This window comes from candidate division WOR-3 bacterium (genome assembly GCA_013177935.1).
GTDB lineage: Bacteria > Hydrothermota > Tepidihabitantia > Tepidihabitantales > Tepidihabitantaceae > Tepidihabitans.
This window is the reverse complement of the sequence record JABLXZ010000002.1, coordinates 52,494-70,555: the sequence shown is the minus strand read 5'-3', so window position 1 is coordinate 70,555 and position 18,062 is coordinate 52,494. Positions and strand designations below refer to the sequence as shown.

The following is an 18,062-nucleotide window of genomic DNA, read 5'->3' as shown; positions in this document are numbered from 1 at the left end:
AATTTTCTTTACCACGCGAACCCGTCGCACCCATTTCGGGCGCAGAAAATGATAGACCGTTTTTGGTCTTTTGTCAATCAGCACAATTGAGCCGTGCCGATGCTTGACAAAAGGAAAATATTTATTTAAGGTTAATATGTTGTTAACTATGCTGTGGGCGAAATTTCTCGGAAGAGTCCGAGAATGGGACCGAATTAGTGATAATTTATGATAATGAAGGCACGGCATGCCGTGCCCGGAAAAAAGGAGGCAAACTGTGCGGAAAGAAGGTGTAAGTGGTCGCGTGCTGGTGGCGGCCAGCCTGATGTTCTTAATCATCGGGATTTTTGGATGTGGCCGGATGCCGCCAGCCGGATTCTGGAAACCGGACGCCGCCGATTCCGCGGCGATTCGGGATGTGGTGCTGGCGAACAAGGAACTCCTCCAGATGCGGTTTACCGAGGACAGTTTCCAGAGCTTCGAATGGGTGATTGCCGAATCCATCGTCAGGAAGGCGATTAGGGACAATCCGTTCAAGATGCGGTTTAAGTGCGACTCGTTACAGCACATCTTTTTCACCGAGGATATCAAGTTTAATTTTAAGTTCGTTGCTGTGGCAGACACCGCAACCAAGGAGACGACCGCAACCGTCACCGTAGTAGAAACGATACCGGGTGTGTTGCGGTTGCACGCCTATACCTACACCCGTTTTGTTAAGGAGTCGTTGATTGTCACGCCGTCCGAGACGATTCGGCTACCTTATTATGATACGGTGTTCACCGACACCTCAATGCTGGTGGAAAAACCGATTAACGGTGTCGTGACCGGGGGCTGTGTTTTGCGCAAGGAGTCGGGCGAGTGGCGACTCTGGAAATTGGCAGGTGGTCAGCGGTTTTATGCGCCGAATCCAGACGATGCGCCCTATCTTGCCGCGGTTTATCTGACCAATGGCGTGCGCGAGGACACCATCGCCTTAAGGCCTGATACGCTCCATTTCGGTATGCAAAGGCTTTACGAGTATCCGGATGGGCTTTTGAGTTATCAGGTGGGCGACACCATCTGGGTGCGGGCGCTTTTGACCGCGATGACCGATGCGAACAATTTTATCTTTTATAAAGGTAAAAGATTCCGAATGACCACCACCAATCGACTCGCCATGACCGAGACCGGGGTGCAGTGGCTGTTTGTTGAGCAGATTCCTTTTGGCGTGGTTTATGAAGCTGGCGGCGAGTTGAATGCGGTGGTCTGGGGGATTCCATTTCAGGTTAAAGGAGGCGGGCAATGAGGAAGATAGGTTTAACAGCACTTATCCTTTTGCTAACGGTGAGCAGCGCCCTTGCCGGGGTTGTGGGAAGAATTCGGGGACGGGTTACCGATAAGAAGACCCGGGAACCCTTAATCGGCGTGAATGTGATTGTGGTCGGGACCGATTTTGGTGCCGCGACCGATATTAACGGCGAGTATGAGATTATCAATGTCCCACCCGGCAGGTACAAACTCACCGCATCTTATGTTGGTTACAATGAGATGACCGTAACCGATGTCCTGGTGGTGCAGGACAATGTGACCGTGGTCGATTTCCAGTTGAGCCAGACCGCAATTGAGGTTGGTCCGGTTGAGGTGAAGGCGGAAAGGCCACTGGTGAACCGCGGTCAGGTGACGGTTGAGCGCATCATCACAGACGAGGAGTTCAAACGGTTGCCGGTCGTGCAGTTGTCCGAACTGGTCGGGATGCAAGCCGGTGTGACGCAAACCGCAGGCCGGGGCTGGACTCATATCCGGGGCGGCAGGTATGACGATGTCGCCTATTTAGTGGACGGGGTTGCAGCGCAGGATGCGGTGGTCGGAACCCTTTGGTCGAGCCCGAAGCCAACTTCGGATGCGCTGGCATCGGTGGTTGTGATTACCGGTGGTTTTGATGCCGAGTATGGCCAGGCGATGTCCGGTATCATCAAGGCGGTGACCAAGGAGGGTGGTAGCACAACTCAGGGTCGGCTGCGCTATATCACCGATGAGGTTTTTCCGAAGGAGGATTTGAACTTCGGATACAACCGGTTGACTTTATCGTTAGGTGGACCTTTGGGCTGGAACCGGCTGCGCTACTTTCTCTCAACCGAGTACTTTAAGACCGATGACGACCGGAACTGTCTGTATAAGGTGCCGGCACCGCGCGGTGAGTATGCGGTTGAAGGGAAGTTGACCTTGCAAATGCCCAAGGAGTTCTTTTTGACCCGGGAAGGGATGAAGTGGACGCTTGATGGCCACCACTCCAATTATCAGTGGCAGGCGTTTGCCAACTCTTATAAGTTCTGGCAGAAGGGACTTTATGCCAACCGGGTGCGGTCTTACAAGGGCAACCTGACTTTGAACCATATGCTTTCGCCGACACTCGTTTACGAGGCGAAGGTTGGGCTTTTCCAGACTTCACTGATTCGGACGGTGCGCAACTTCTATGCCGAACAGGCGGATACAACCGGTTTCTGGGGATTTTTGCGCAAGACTGGAATCTGGGACCGGTACTGGTTCCGGGCGGAAGACTGGGTTTTCAACAATCCCGAAGGCTTGAGCAAGAAGGAGGCGGTACTGCAGTTGTACCGGTCTTACTGGCTGGCACCGAATGGCGATACGGTCTATGCCTATCCGGAACAGAAAAAGAACTTTGTGCCGGCTTATGCGCTGATTGACAACCCGTACGGTGTTGCCGGGTTGTTTGTTACCGAAGGGGACAACCGGACCTGGCACTACCGGGCAACTAATAACTACATATTCAAGTTTGACCTGACCAAAACTGTTTCCAAGGTGCACGAGTTGAAGACCGGTGTGGACATCACCCAGTACTCGGTGTCAATGTACGACAACTCTCTGCCCTGGGACCAGAACCCGTTCTGGGATGCCTACAACTACAAACCGCTGGTTGCCGCGGCTTACATCCAGGACCGGGCAGATTTTGAGGACCTGGTGGTGCGCGCTGGAGTGCGGTTTGACTATCTCGATGCCAAGGCAAAGGTGCGGGCATTTCCGGAGTCGCTTGGCTCGACACCGAACATCTCTGACTCGTTCCTGCCGGTGCCACCCAAGTACCGGTTGTCACCACGGCTGGGAATCTCCTATCCGATTACAGAACGGGTGAAGTTCCGGTTTTCTTATGGCCACTTCTTTAAGAACCCGGTGTTTGCCAACCTGTATGAGTATGCGGAGCGGCCCGCAGCAGAGTTGCGCGGTCGGGGTAATGTGATTGTCGGTAATGCCAATATGGGTGCGGAGAAGACCATCGCCTACGAACTCGGGTTTGATGCCCAGTTGAGCGATGTGTTTGCGTTTGATGTGACCGCATTCTACAAGGATGTGTTTGACCTGTCCGGAGTACGGGTTGTTTCGGCACTGCCCCAGCCCTATACGATGTACTACAATGTGGAGTATGCCCGGATTCAGGGCTTTGAGGCGACGATGACCAAGGCGCTGGCGAATTACTGGAATGCGCAGATTGGCTATACCTTCCAGATTGCCAAGGGAACCGCATCAACCGCGACCGACCAGTATCAGCGCGAAACACCGATGCAGGTTGACTATTACCTTGACCAGGACCAGCGCCATTCGCTGCACGGTAACATCGGACTGTCGTTCCCATCGGACTTTGCGTTTGCGGTATTGCGCGACTTCAACTGGTCCGCGGTTGCGTCTTATGCGTCGGGTCTGCCTTATACACCAACCGACTTAAAGGGCAATCGGACCGGCGCGGATAACTCGGCGCGGATGCCCGGAAGTTTCACTGTGGACACACGGCTGAACAAAGACATCAAATTAGGTGGTCTCACCTTCTCAATCTCCTGCGACATTACGAACCTGTTGAATGCGGCGGTGGTGACAAGTGTTTATTCGGCAACCGGCAAACCGGACTTCGATGGTCAGGTGTACACGCCGGAGCAGTTTTCACCCGGTATCAGATTTGGTGACCTGTACTACCATCCGGCGCGGGATTTTGACCATGACGGCTATCTGACGCGCAACGAACTGTACCAGTCTTATCTGCGTGCCCGCGAGGACTATGTCAAGGCGCCGACTTACTACGGACCATCGCGCAAGATTCGGTTCGGGATTAGTCTGTCATTCTAAGGGAGGAAGAAGTGAAACGACGAATCTTTTCTTCGGTAATAGTACTTCTGGTGCTTTTCGGCGTCTGGGAACGGGCAAGCGCAAAGGCGATAAAACCCGTTCCCCGGGGAAAGCGAATCTATGATATGAAGTGGCTGAACATCAACCGCTGGAAGTGTCCGTTCTACAATGACGGGCGCTACGGGATTGATGTTACGGTAGGCACTGGAGTGGCAGGCGGTTCCTGGCCCCAACCGCTGCACAACTGCTACATATTTGGGGCCGGGATGTGGTTCGGTTCGCTGAAACCCCGTGCCGATGGCAAGGTGGATACCCTGGTTTCATTCGGATACAACCCGAACTCCGGGGGCACCGAGTTGACACCAACTACGGTCAAGAATGCAGCAGAGGGCGCGGGCAGTCCGGATGACCGGATTTTTGTCTATCCGAGTGACTGGCCACCAAGTCCGCGCAGTCGCTGGGAAACCGGTGACCCGAGAATGGACTCAATTTTGATACCGTATGAGGCGTTCTCGCTCCAGGATATGTGGTGTGTGTATTCGGATGCGGCACCGGAGAACCACATCGCACCGGGTAAGCCGCAGAATATCGATGTTTATCAGGTGGTGTACGCCTGGAACTATCCATCTAATCAGGACATCTTCTTCATCCTGTACTATGTGCGCAATTCCGGAGACGACACACTGAAGCGTTGCTTTATCGGCGCAGTGATGGACCCTGATATCGGTGACGCAACTGATGATATGGTGGGGTTCATTCTGAGAGATTCAATTCCGGGTGCGGGCTGGGTGGAAAATGTCGGTTATGCGGGTGACAATGACAATGTGGAGAGTCCGGGTACGACATGGGAGTCAGGCACACCGGGCGTTTTTGCCTATAAGTTCCTTGATTCGCCGAAACGGGATTCAATCACACCTTCCGGTGATACAATCGAGATTCCGCTTGGTATGACGGCGTTTAAGAAGTTTACGATTGACATCGATCCAGTTACAGACCCGGCACAGTATCTGACGATGGCGGGCTACGACTATCGGACCGGTGTTTATTCGGCGTTCGATTCGGTTGATGTTACGCCGGCGGATAAGCGGTTTATTCAGTGCTCCGGACCGTTTGACCTGGCACCGGGTCAGGTGGAGCGATTGGTGGTGGCGGCGATTGGTGCGCCGTTTGGCGGACCAAATCAGCCCTGGGCAAACAGACCCAAGGATTCACTGGTTCATCTTGCCCAGGTGGCGATTGCTGCGCAGTTTATCTTTGACCAGGGATGGCTTTTGCCCGGTCCGCCGGTTTCACCAAACATAACCTTGATTCCGGGTGATAAAGTGGTAAGGATTGTCTGGGATGACCTGCCTGAGCGAACACCAGACCGTTACTGGGAGAAGGTGGCGTCGCAACCCGGTCCTGGTTATGACCCGATGTACCGGGGTTATGACTTTCAGGGTTATGTGGTTTATAAGTCAAGGGACGGTTCGAACTGGCAGATTTTAGGGCAGTGTGACCTAATCGACTCAATCACTTTTTCGTATCCGCCCGGTGGCGATTCAACCCAGGCGGACTCTTTGTGGATTAACGCGACCGATAACGGTGTCTATTACACGCTGGTGGATAAGGATGTGATAAACGGGTTTAAGTACTACTACTGCGTAACCGCTTATGACTGGAACTACATTACAACCGAGAAGGATTCGCTGGGCAACCCAATCAAGTGGGATACACTGATTTTGCGTTCAGGCATCGTTTCCAACTTCTCAACAGTCCCGCGCTGGGAGCCGGTGAACTATGTTGCGCCCGAGGCACAGGTGGTAAGGGTGGTTGGTGATTCTATCAGCCCGGCGCTGGTTTGTTCAACCACGGTAGTGGTACCGTTTAAGGTGACAAGCGATGTTTACGAGTTAAGGTTCCTTGGTCCGAGCTGGACCGGTTCGAGTGCAAAAGCCCTGTACTCTTATTATGTGGTCAATACCAGCCGGGGTGATTCGCTAATTGGCGATACCAGTTCGTTCACCTATACAATCGCCACTTCACCGACAACCGCCTCAATTCAGGTGCCGGTGTTCAATGGTCAGGCGTTGCAGATGAAGATGAGGATGAAAATCCCGACCGCACCGTTTGATGGCGTGAATATCGTTAGTGGTAGTTATCCGGCGGAATCGTTGAAGATCGGAGGCGCACCTTCCCAGGCGTACTGGGCATTCCGTGGCTCAGACTATCGAATTGAATGGGTGAACAATGGTGGTTACTTAACTGCGAAGGTTTACGATGTGACGAACGGTGATATTGAGGTACCTTTTGCCAAGTTTACGACCACCGGTACCGGTCCGCAGAATGCTAATGGCTGGTGTTTTGTTGACCGAGCGTTCCGCAATCCAACCGATACGCTCAAGGGAACGGTGGCGAATATCTATATCTGCGGTGGTTATCTCGGGTTGAAGCAGTCCGGAGACTCGTTGCGCGGGCTTTTGAGTTCGATCAATGATGGTGATGTGTGGAGTGTTGTCGGGCATCGCGCCGAAGGTGCTGCGCCGTTTTTCAATGTGTTCCGAATCAGCGCGACGCCGGGTTATACGGATACGACGACAGAGCAGAAGCTGGCGGTGAAGGTGGTACCTAACCCGTACATCGTGTTCAATGGCTGGGAAAAGACATCAGAGCAGCGGGTGATTAAGTTTACCCATCTGCCCGGCACCTGCACGATAAGAATCTTTACAACTGCGGGTGACCTGTTGAAGGTGATTGAGCATAAAGACACGAAGAAGCAGCCGCTGGATGAGGGTGGAACCGCAACCTGGGATTTGATCAACGACTACGGACAGTTGATTGCCCCTGGTGTTTACATCTACCATGTTGAATCACCAGTGGGTGAGTTTACCGGTAAGTTTATGGTCATCCATTAAGAGGGAGGTGAAGGATGAGACCAGTTGATTACAGAGGTGATAAAGTCGGAAAATGGGGCAGGGCGATTTTAATCGCCCTTGTGCTATTTTCGATGAGCTGGGCGGCGTTTTCTAAGGTGGCGACAACCGGTGCCCAGTTTTTGAAAATCAGCGTTGGTCGGGCATCGGGAATGGGTGACGCCTTTACCGCGCTGGCAGACGACGCTTCAGCAAGTTACTTTAACCCGGCGGGTATTGCATACATCAAACGGCAGGCGCAGTTTAATCACGCCAACTGGTTTGCTGACATCAACCACGACTATCTGACGGTGGTGCTGCCGGTGACCAATTTCGGAACGGTGGCAATCTCAGCAACCGCCTTGACGATGGGTTCGATCGAGCAGACAACAGTGGATAACCCGCAGACACCGCTGCGCGAAGATGAAGGCACCGGGTTGACAATCGGTGCCTCGGACCTGGCACTCGGTCTGTCTTATGCCCGAATCATCACTGATAAACTGTCGTTTGGTTTGACGGTGAAGGGTATCAATCAGACGATATGGGACCTGTCGGCTTCAGCGCTGGGGCTTGATGTCGGGTTGTTTTACAATACCGGGTTCAAGTCGTTGCGGCTCGGTGCGGCGGTTACCAATTACGGCAGTCAGTTGAGTTACGCCGGTCCGCATCTTGACTACAACTTTTACTGGCCCGATTCCGGTCCCAGTCAGTTGCAGGGTTCTTACAAAACAACACCGGTGCCCCTGCCGACAACTTTCCGGTTCGGGGTGGCGATGGATGTTTTGAAGAACGACAACAACCGGCTGACCGCAGCGATTGACCTGGTGCACCCTTCTGACATCAACGAGACGGTCAATTTCGGACTGGAGTACGGTTTGGCGGATATGCTGTTCTTGCGTGCTGGTTACATCTTCAACACCGACCAGCAGTATATGAAGAAACTGGGTGACTTTACCGGATTGTGTGCTGGTGCCGGTGTGAAGGGTAAGGTGGTTGAAGGGCTGGAACTGGGGCTTGACTACGCGTTCCGGTACTACAGTTATCTGAAGCCGACCCATCGTTTGATGTTAACGGTTGGCTTCTGACAACGGGGATGCAGGTTAAACCGGTAGGGGGATGGTTAAAAGCCATCCCCCTTCTGATTTGTTTCTCGGTGTTGTCCGCGGCGCAATGGACCGTGGGTGTTTATATGGCGGCGGACAATGGAATGAGCGAGCAAGCCGCGGTTGATATTGGCGAGATGTTGAGGGTAGGTTCGACTGAAGAGGTTAACATAGTTGTTCAGGTAGACAATGCTGCCCGCGACACCAATCCTAACTGCCGGCGCTATCTGGTCCGTAAGGACACCCTCGTTTTGCTTGGTGATCTCGGCGAGAGAGATATGGCAGACACCGCAACCCTTGCCGAGTTTATCGGGTTTCTTGGTCAGCGGTATCCGGCGCGGAACTACTTTTTAATCATCTGGGACCATGGTGATGGCTGGCGCAAGGGTTATGGTCCGCAGCGGGCGGTGGTGATTGATGAGTCGGATGGGCATATGATGGGTGTTGCTGGTGGTGAGTTAAAACAGGCAATCCGGTCTGGTAAGAGGAAACTGGGGAAGAGTATCACCATTATTGGGTTTGATGCCTGTTTGATGGGTACGATTGAGGTGGCAACCGAGCTTTTAGGTTTGTGCGACTATCTTTTAGCATCAGAAGCGGTTGTGCCCTGGGAGGGTTTTCCTTACGATGCGTTTTTGAGCCGATTGGTGGCACATCCAACCGCAACTCCAAGGGAGTTTTTGCCTGAGATGTGTGCCGATTATGTGGCTTCGTACCCGGGTGAGGATGTGTGTCTGTCCGCGGTTGATATGAAGCAGCTGACGCGGGTTCTGGCGAGCGTCAAGCCGGTGGTAAGTGATAGCCTTGCGCCCAATACAGCAGGCTTTAAACTAGCACGCCAGGGGGTGCAGACATTTTCCGGAAATGCGATAAGCCCACCCTGTTATCAGGATGAGCAGGTCGATTTTATCCATCTCTGGCAACTGGCACCCGGTACCGGTTTGAGCGGCTTGCGCGCGGCGTTGAATCCACTGATTGTCGGCAATGCGGTGAGCGGTAGTTACGGGAATGCTCGGGGAATTTCGGTATGGTTTCCTGCCGGGTATCTGAGGTTTAAGCAGAAAATCGACGAGTATCGGACCCTTGACTTTGCCGATTCGGTGCCCTGGCTTCATTTCCTTAACAATTACTATTGCCAGGACGATGTCAAGCCAACGAGGCCAGAAATCGTCCATCACCAAACGGGCAAGCGGGGCGATGTGCGGCTCTGGTGGTATCAGGCGTTTGACCTGAGTCCGGTAGTATATGAACTTTATCAGGCGGCAGAGCCCGAGAATGTTTTTTTGGAAAGGGCGGATAGTCTGGGGAACTGGGAAAGTTCGGGCTGGACCGTTTCCAGCCGGTACTTTCGCTCACCAGGAACTGCATTCTTTTCCGGTTCGGCACCGAACCTGAACACGAGGCTTACACTCCAACAACCGCTTAACCTTGAGGCGGGCGGGTTGCTTTCTTTTTATGCGTATTACTGGACCGAAGAGGCAGAGGATACCACCGGTGATATCAGCCGCGATGTGTGTTATGTTGAATGGTCCAGGGATACAATTAACTGGTATTCACTGGATTCACTCTATGGGCAGGCGGACACCTGGCAGGAGTACCGGTATCTTCTACCCGCAGGTCAGGTTTATCTGCGGTTTTATTACAAAACCGATGATACGGGGAATCGGTTAGGAGTGTTTATTGATGATATCCGGGTTGAGCAGTTTGCGCGGTTACGCCAGGCGACGGTAACACCGGAAACCACCGCCTATCTGTTCAATCTTGCCCGGGACACAACAGGTTACAACTTCTTTGTTGTTGCGGTTGACTCTTTTGGAAACCGTTCAATGATTAGCCAGCGCTATCCCGTGAAAATTTCCAGCTGGGCAGAACCTTATACATTGCCGGCACCGTTTTCCGGTGCTTGTAAACTGGTGCTGGATTTTCCCGAGGAGGAGACACCCGATGTTTTAATCTACACCCTGTCGGGAACACTGGTGAGAAAATTCACGCGGGTGTCGAGCCGGATAATCGAATGGGATGGCAAAAATGAGTACAACCAGGACCTGGCGGACGGGGTTTATCTTGTTGTGGTCAAAGGCAAAGGGTTTAAGAAGATAGGGAAAATTGCTAAGGTGAGTGCTTCTACTCCGTAACAACAACCTTTTTTCGCACCGTTCCAGAGGTAGATTTCACCTCAATAAAGTAAACACCGTTGCTGAGTCCGTTCGTTGTAAACGGAATAGTGTGAACACCAGCCATTACCCTTTTTCTGGTAAACAGGTTTTTGAGCAATCGACCATCAATTGAGTAAATGCCCGCAGTAATTTCGTCTTCTTTTGGAGTTGTTAAATGTAATACACCCCGGGTTTTTAGGGGGTTGGGTTTAATGGCAATTTCCCGGGGCAAAGTGGCACCGGCTTTTTCTTGGACACCAATGGGTTCAAGATAAAATGCCCCAAGCGCCTTGTCGGTTTCGAGCGGGGGATAGTAGCCCCAAAAAGTCAAAAGAAACTGGGTTTCTGTTTCCCGTTGCGGCCCGCGACAGATATCAGGACCAATCCGCCACTGTTCGTGAGCGATTAACCGCATGCCCTGAGTGTCAATGACCACACCGGTGGTTGTCACCCGCGCACCGTAGATGGCGCTGACACCTGATTCCCGATAGTCTTCCCAAATCACCAAATATTTACCGCCGCCATAGGCAACGCGAGGATAAGTTTTGCGGTCGTTGGTGAGCGAAATCGGTCGAGGCAATGAGTCGAGTACAGTGCCATCCTCTCTGACCCTTTTGCCGTAGATATCAAATATTCCATTCGCATCGGCGCGCTGGTAAACAACGAAGTAGTTGGTACCATCAAAGGCAACATCGGGAAACATTTTTTCATAGCCGATTGCGGTGTCAATTGGTATCCCCTCGGGGTCAATTAGTTCTCCGGCGCGCGTTACCCTTGCTCCATAGATGTGGTTATAACTTCCGTCGTACTGCATGCGAGTAATAAAGTAATGGTCGGTTCCTTTGATAACTCTGGGGAAACCCACTCCCAACTCGGTCCGAGCGATTTCAATATTGTCCAGGACGCGGCCTTCTGGAGTGACGCGCGCCGCATAAACTGAATACTTTGCGTTACTGTTGTCGTAAGCCATCCAGGAAATAAGATAGTACGGGTCGTTAAATGTCACCGCCGGGTAGAAGTCGTCAATGCCACTGTTCTGCGAAACCCGGATTCCGGTTGAATCTAAGAGTACCCCCTGGCGCGTGACCCGGGCGGCAAATATGTCGGCTTCACCGTAGCGAAAGTCGGTCCACACGACAAGGAAGTTTTCGCCGTCAAAGTCCGCCACCGGTTTTTCCGTTATACTGCCGCCGGGGGAGATGAAAATGGAGCCTGAGTCAAGAATCTGACCCGTGGGTGTTAATCTCGTACCATAAATAACACCATTCGGTTCCCGAAAATCCTCCCAGACCACGAGGTAGTTTGACCCGTCAAAGGCGGCTTGCGGATAAGTCTGAGGGGTGCTTCTTAGTCCCCATGATGTCAATATTCCGTCCGGGTCTAAAATTGTGCCATCGGTGGCGATGCGGGTGGTCAGGATATCGGAGTCCATTTCACCATAAATTGAGTAAGATACGAAATAGCGGTTTTGCCCAAAGGTCGTTACCGGAGGGGATAATGAGAAGTTGTAGTTAACCATAAAACCGCCCGTATCAATCACCACACCTTCCCGGGTAATGCGCATCCCATAAACGCCATCAGCCCAGAGAAAGGTGATAAAGTGGTTTGTTCCGTCCGTTGTAATATCGGGAAAGGAGATTTCCATTTCGTTCAGGAGGATGCCACTGGAGTCGAGCGGGTTTGCGGAAGTTGATATCCGGGAACCCAAAAGACGGTATGATTCAAGGGCTGCGCGGTCATCCATCCATACGGCAAAGTAGTTGGTACCATCAAATGTCAATCGGGGTAAGAACTGACTGTTGACTTCCCGGATGATTGGTTTGCCATTGGTGTCAATTACCACACCGTCGGGCCTGATGCGAGACCCATAAATATTAAAGGACTCACCACCTTCGTCTCTACCATCAGACCAGAGAACAAGATAATTATTGCCATCGAAAGCGATACTGCGAAAGACAAACTGGTTATAGGCGGTCGTGCAGATAGGAATTCCGGACGGTTCTAAGACGGTGCCAGCAGGAGTAACCCGAGCGCCATAGACATCGTAGTAGTAGCTGCCGTTCCGGTCATCGCTCCACGCGACAAAGTAGTTGGTGCCGTCAAAGGCGATTGATGGGTAAAGATGGTCACCACCGTAAGAAATCGGTATACCCTCAGGGTCAAGAACCACGCCGGTTGATGAGACACGGGCACCGTAAATGTCAAATAACCAGTCATTGTCGCGGTCATCCATCCATACGACAAGGTAGTTATTGCCATCAAAGGCGATTGATGGAAATACCCGGTTTCCTTCGCCGGTAGAGATGGTTATCGGGAATGTGTCGAGGATTGTACCTTCGGCAGTGATGCGGGCGCCGCAAATTTGGGCATATTGATTGCGCCAATCGGTCCAGACGACAAAAGCCTGTGTGCCATTGAAGGCAATTGCGGGAAAATCCTGGTCTCCGGGAGCCGCTCCAAGATAAGATGTGGTATCAAAGGCGAACTCTTCGAGAAATGAGGAGTTCAATTTGGGAAACCCCATTTTAGAGCGGCGGTTTCTAAAATCAAATATGGTTTTATGAGCGTTTTTATTATTTTGCTTTAGATTGTTAAACAGGAAGAAATGCCGTCTGGGCAAATGATTTTGCGACTGCGTCATTTGCCGCTTTAAATTTGTCCGCGGGAAGGTAAATTGACTTAGGCAGATTAGGAGCGTTGGGATTAAAAAATGCATTTTACCTCCTGTTTGTAAGATATGTTAGAAAAAAGCGTTTTATCTGTCAATAAAACCGCAAAAGTCACAGAATTCAGTTTAGAAAGGGGCGTTTCGAAAAGCGGCAGGTCAATTTGTCGGGCGGCATACGGCGTGATTTTTTGGATTATAGAAAAACTTGACAAAATCGGAAAATCTGGCAAAATAAATTAGGGAGGGATTGTCGGGGTTTTTATAGTATTAAAAGCATAAAAGGAGGTTAGGATGCGTTGTTTCTTTGTATTAGCCGGGGTAAGCATACTTTTGTTTGCCGGTACCCCAACACCACAGCCTTCTGCTGAGGTTGTAACAAAAGACGGCGTGCCGATGTTTATCAATTACCAGGGCTACCTTACCGATGCGAGTGGCACACCCATCAATAACACGAGTCCGGGTCTGGCGATGGCGTTTGAGATTTACGATGCCGAAAGTGGTGGTCTGCGGCTTTTTGGTCCCCAGTTGCAAACCGTGCCGGTACGGCAGGGTGTGTTCAATGTTAAATTACTGCTGAGCGAAGGCGACACAACCATTTTCCGAACCGGGGAGCGGCGCTGGTTGCAGTTGACAATCAGCGGCCAGGTTATGACCCCACGCACTGAGATTACTTCAATGGCATATGGGATTCATTCGGCAAAGGCGGACAACGCCGATATGCTTGACAACAAGCACCATACTGATTTTATCTGGAACGGTACAACAATGCAGGCACCTTCCAATTTTTACATCAGCGGTGCCGGTATCAGCAATGGGATTTTTGCTGCTTATGGGGTGGGAGTTAGCGGCAATCACACGCCGACGATTTATGGCAGAAGTGAAAAGGACAGCAGTTTTGGCGTTTATGGAACTAACTTTAGCACTCGTGGCACCGGCGTTGCCGGCTGCGGTAACTACGACACCCTGTTCTATTTGACCGCGGGCTCGGGTGGAACCTTTTCCGCCCGGCGGTTTGGTCTTTTTGCCTATGCTCATGACACCACTGGTACTGGTGTTGCTACTATGGGGAACAGAATTCGTGATACGGTTTTTACGCTTGCCCAGGGTTGTGGTGGTGCGTTCAACGGTACCACGGTCGGTGTTTACGGTCTGGCGCGAAATTTGAGCGGCAACCGCGCCGGCGGTTATTTCCGGACATTTGGCACGACCGATTCCACCTATGCCTATGTTGCCTATCGCTACAACGGACAGAACTACAAAATCCTTGGTGATGGTCAGGTCTCAACGATAATGGCAACCCGGGAAGGGAAACGGATTCTCTTTGCGCCCGAGTCACCCCAGCCCTTCTTTGAGGATTTTGGCGAAGCCCGGCTTGTCAATGGCCACTGTCGGGTGAACTTAGACCCGCTGTTTTTAGACTGTGTTGCCGTGGATGAAAGTGCACCGTTACGGGTTTTTGTGACCCTGACCGACGAGTGTAATGGCGTATATGTCAAAACTGACCAGACCGGATTTGATGTTTACGAGTTAAAAGGCGGGCGTTCCAATGCCGGGTTTTACTGGCGGGTGATTGCGACGCGAAAGGATGGCAAGGACCTCCGGTTGCCTGAGGCACCACCGCCGGCATCCGAGATTGGTATTCCGGTAAGAATGCAGCCCAGCCGGTAAAACTCCGGCAGGAAACGGAGGCGAATATGCGGCGGCTTTTTTTAGCGGGCGCGTTTGGACTGGCAATTTTGCTCTGTACCGGTGTACTGGCACAGAGTTACCGGTTGCCCGAATGGGTGATTGATGAAGGCGGGGTAGAGGCAAGAAGTACCAGTTTTATACTTAACGGCAGTTTTCACCAGACGACAATTGGATATGTGACCGGTGGCAACTTTATCGCCTGGATTGGTTTCTGGCATCCCAGACCACAATGGGTTGGCGTACACGATGTTGCCGCAGTAAGGATTGTTGCGCCGTTAGGACGGGTTGATACATTGAGCGATATTACACCGAAGGCGGAACTGGCAAACTACGGCACCGAGGCGGAAAATTTTACTGCAATATTTAAGATTTATATGGTCGGCGGGGTAATTCCAGTTTACCAGAATTTTAAACTGGTCCATCTTGAACCGGGTGAGTCGCGGATCGTGGATTTTGTCCCGACCCGGTTGCATGGTCTGGGGTCACATATCGCCCGCTGTTCGGTGGCACTGGCGAACGACGCGCATCGGGAAAACGATACCGTTTCCGCGGTCTTCAAGGTTCTGGACCGACCACCATTGCCTGTTGGCTGGTCTGAGGCAGACCAGATACCGGCACCGCCGAGCGGTAGAGGCGTTAAAGACGGTGGATGGATTGCCGCGGATGAAGAAGCGGGTGTGATGTATGTTTCAAAAGGGAATAAAACTGCAGATTTTTACCTGTACGACCCGAACGCTTCTCCGGTATGGCGCGAACTTGACCCCTGGCAGAAGGGCGCGGAGGGTAAAAATCCCGGAAGGGGTTCGGTGGGCTGCGTCGCGAGCAATGGCTATGTTTATGCGACAAAAGGCAACAATACGCTTGGATTCTGGCGTTACAGTGCTTTGCTCGGCTGGGAGGCTCTGCCCGATGTGCCTTATGGTCCGAGCCATCGAAAGGTCAAAGATGGCTGCGATATGGTGTTTGTCGAAAAGGATGGACTTCCTTACATCTACCTCCTGAAGGGGACCCGTAACGAATTTTATCGTTACAACATTATCAACGGTGTCTGGGAGGAACTGGCACCGGCACCCGGAACATCAAAGTGGTACCGCGGTTCCTGGCTGGTTTACGACGGCGAAAATACGATTTATGCCCACAAGGCAAAGTATCATGAGTTTTATGCGTATGATATCGCGGCGGGCGAGTGGCGGCAAACACCGCTGGTGCCGATGCCAATCGCAAGCGAGCGGATGTTGACCCGGAAAAGGGCAAAGGATGGCAGTTGCGGTACCTGGGCGTTTGGTTCAATTTTTGCCCTGAAAGGCGGCAACACCTGTGAGTTCTGGCGGTATGTTCCGGAAGGCGATTCGTGGGTGGAAATGGACACAATCCCTTCAGTGGGCTCTACCGGTTCTAAGAAGCGGGTGCGCGCTGGTGGTGACATTGCGTTTTCCGCTGCGGGAGTTCTGTATGCGCTTAAGGGGAACAAGACCCTGGAGTTGTGGCGGTTTGTTCCCGGGGAGGAGATTGTCAATCCCGCACCACCGCACCGGTCTGCCGTAATGGCGGAAGGAGGCAAGTTATCGTCGGCACCGGGTCTACAACTAATCAATTCGGTAGGTCGAGAGCAGGTCCAGGTGCGATACCAGCTGGGTGATGCTGCGCAGGGTAGTTTGGAACTAATGGACATTACGGGCCGGGTGTTTGCGACTCAGAAAATCGCGGGTCAGGAGGGCAGTATCGTGCTGGGTGGGCATGGGATGAAGTCGGGAGTGTACTTTGTCCGGCTTCAGACCGAGACCCGTACCCTTGTACAGAAGGTGGTTTTAGCCCCTTAGTCGAGAATCGCTTTCAGGTCTTCTTCGGGTGTTGCGATCGGCGTTAGATTAAATTTGTCCACGAGTATCTGAACAATCCCGGGCGTGAGAAATGCGGGCAGAGACGGTCCGAGACGGATGTTTTTGATGCCGAGATAGAGCAAAGTCAAAAGAACCGCTACCGCCTTTTGTTCATACCAGGAAAGGATTAGCGACAGTGGAAGTTCGTTCGGGTTGACTCCGAGCGACTTGCTTAAGGCGACAATAAACTGGATTGCCGAGTAACTGTCGTTGCATTGACCGACATCCCAGAGCCGGGGCAGACCTTCAATCGTCCCGAACTCAAGTTTGTTGAACCGGTACTTACCGCAGGCAAGGGTTAAGATGAGACAGTCATTAGGAACCTGCTGGGCGAACTGGGTGTAGTAGTTCCTGCCCGGTTTTGCACCGTCACAGCCACCGATCAGAAAGATGTGACGCAGGCGCTGCGATTGAATCAGTTCGGTTATTTCGTCAACTTTGCTTAACAGGGTGTTGCGGCCAAAGCCCACGGTAATGTAATGCTCGGCTCCTTCCGTGACAAATCCGGGTTGGGCAAGTGCCGCTTCAATCACCGGGGAAAAGTCTTCCCGGGTCACATGGCGCACTCCGGGCCAGGCAACGAGTCCGGAGGTAAAGATTCGGTCTTTGTAACTCTCCTGAGGTCGCTGAAGACAGTTTGTGGTCATCAGAATTGCACCGGGGAAGAGCGGGAACTCCTTTTGCTGGTTCTGCCAGGCAGAGCCGTAGTTACCAACGAGGTGTTTATGGGCTTTAAGTTTGGGATAGCCATGAGCCGGCAGCATTTCGCCATGGGTGTAGATGTTGATATTTTTGTCTTTGGTCTGCTCAAGGAGGGCGGCGAGGTCGCCCAGGTCATGGCCCGAGACGCAGATTGCTTTGCCCCGCACCGGCGTAATCCGAACCCGGGTTGGAACTGGCTCGCCGTAGGCTGAGGTATTTGCCAAATCAAGCAGTTCGGTTACGCTCAGGTTGAGTGCGCCAACCGCTAATGCGTTATTTAACAGTTCCTGGGTGTCGAACTGGTCCCGGGTCAGGTAGTCGAGTAGTTCGTGAAACCGGGCGTAGAGCCGGTCGTCTTCTTTACCCAGAATCGCAGCATGGTCAGCATAGGCGGCAGCGCCTTTTAGTCCGAAGAGGATAAGGTCCATCAGGTCGGCTTGTTCGTCGCCGAAGCGTTCGTGCCGGCTGAGGATGCCGACTTTTTTACCCTGCGCGACAAGGCCATCAATATCAGGCGCCGGAGTCCAGGTAGCGGGTCCGGCAAGGGTTTCCGGTTGAACCCCCTTAGTTCGGCAGGCGTCAAGGTACAGTCTTTGTGCCCGGGTTTTTAAATCGGCGGCGCGGAAGAGAAGCCCTTTCAATCTTTCCGGGTCAAAGTCAACATTGGTGATGGTGGAAAAGAGCGCCTCAACCGTAAACAGGTTGATTTCGCGGTCCGTGAAACCCAAACGCCGGGCACGGTGGGCAAACTGGGCGATGCCTTCGGTCGCGTAGATTAACAGGTCCTGCAAAGTCGCGGTTGTGGCGTCTTTGCCGCAGACCCCCTGAGTTGTGCAGCCGGTACCGCCTTTGGTTTGTTCACACTGATAACAGAACATCTT

Annotated in this window: 9 protein-coding genes; 7 read left to right on the top strand and 2 right to left on the bottom strand. The window is 52.4% G+C overall.

What is annotated here, in order from left to right:
* The first annotated feature begins 256 nt into the window (after positions 1–256).
* The 5 genes from HPY86_03580 (at position 257) to HPY86_03560 (ending at position 10,221) form a co-directional block, all read left to right on the top strand.
* Positions 257–1,264, top strand: a complete 1,008-nt coding sequence (locus tag HPY86_03580; GenBank protein ID NPV13997.1) for a hypothetical protein — start codon at positions 257–259, stop codon at positions 1,262–1,264.
* On the top strand, positions 1,261–4,092 hold the full coding sequence (locus tag HPY86_03575; protein NPV13996.1) for a TonB-dependent receptor: 2,832 nt from the start codon (positions 1,261–1,263) through the stop codon (positions 4,090–4,092). The genes HPY86_03580 and HPY86_03575 overlap by 4 nt, the downstream gene beginning before the upstream one ends.
* A gap of 11 nt (positions 4,093–4,103) precedes the next feature.
* Positions 4,104–6,986, top strand: a complete 2,883-nt coding sequence (locus tag HPY86_03570) for a hypothetical protein (protein ID NPV13995.1) — start codon at positions 4,104–4,106, stop codon at positions 6,984–6,986.
* A 14-nt stretch (positions 6,987–7,000) separates the two neighbouring features.
* The gene (locus HPY86_03565) at positions 7,001–8,068 is read left to right on the top strand and encodes a PorV/PorQ family protein (GenBank protein ID NPV13994.1); all 1,068 of its coding nucleotides are present in this window, start codon (positions 7,001–7,003) and stop codon (positions 8,066–8,068) included.
* Between the two features lie 104 nt (positions 8,069–8,172).
* Complete coding sequence (locus HPY86_03560) at positions 8,173–10,221, top strand: hypothetical protein (GenBank protein NPV13993.1); 2,049 nt, start codon at positions 8,173–8,175, stop codon at positions 10,219–10,221.
* Here HPY86_03560 and HPY86_03555 read toward each other — a convergent pair.
* Complete coding sequence (locus tag HPY86_03555; GenBank protein NPV13992.1) at positions 10,211–12,751, bottom strand: T9SS type A sorting domain-containing protein; 2,541 nt, start codon at positions 12,749–12,751, stop codon at positions 10,211–10,213. The two genes, HPY86_03560 and HPY86_03555, sit on opposite strands and share 11 nt — an antisense overlap.
* 450 nt (positions 12,752–13,201) lie before the next feature.
* Between HPY86_03555 and HPY86_03550 the strand changes: the two genes are divergently transcribed.
* Together HPY86_03550 and HPY86_03545 are read left to right on the top strand one after the other, a co-directional pair.
* Positions 13,202–14,578: a hypothetical protein gene (locus HPY86_03550; protein ID NPV13991.1), complete on the top strand. Its 1,377-nt coding sequence runs from the start codon at positions 13,202–13,204 to the stop codon at positions 14,576–14,578.
* Positions 14,579–14,604: 26 nt separating this feature from the next.
* Positions 14,605–16,419: a T9SS type A sorting domain-containing protein gene (locus HPY86_03545; GenBank protein NPV13990.1), complete on the top strand. Its 1,815-nt coding sequence runs from the start codon at positions 14,605–14,607 to the stop codon at positions 16,417–16,419.
* Here the strand turns inward: HPY86_03545 and hcp are convergent.
* Positions 16,416–18,059 carry a hydroxylamine reductase gene (gene hcp / locus HPY86_03540; protein NPV13989.1) on the bottom strand — a complete coding sequence of 548 codons (1,644 nt, stop codon included), beginning with the start codon at positions 18,057–18,059 and terminating at the stop codon, positions 16,416–16,418. The two genes, HPY86_03545 and hcp, sit on opposite strands and share 4 nt — an antisense overlap.
* Between the last annotated feature and the right edge of the window lie 3 nt (positions 18,060–18,062).

Coding starts and splice junctions, on each gene's coding strand:
- HPY86_03575 (NPV13996.1), top strand. CDS start 1,261: ATGAGGAAGATAGGTTTAACAGCACTTATCCTTTTGCTAACGGTGAGC.
- HPY86_03565 (NPV13994.1), top strand. CDS start 7,001: ATGAGACCAGTTGATTACAGAGGTGATAAAGTCGGAAAATGGGGCAGG.
- HPY86_03560 (NPV13993.1), top strand. CDS start 8,173: ATGGCGGCGGACAATGGAATGAGCGAGCAAGCCGCGGTTGATATTGGC.
- HPY86_03550 (NPV13991.1), top strand. CDS start 13,202: ATGCGTTGTTTCTTTGTATTAGCCGGGGTAAGCATACTTTTGTTTGCC.
- HPY86_03545 (NPV13990.1), top strand. CDS start 14,605: ATGCGGCGGCTTTTTTTAGCGGGCGCGTTTGGACTGGCAATTTTGCTC.
- hcp (NPV13989.1), bottom strand. CDS start 18,059: ATGTTCTGTTATCAGTGTGAACAAACCAAAGGCGGTACCGGCTGCACA.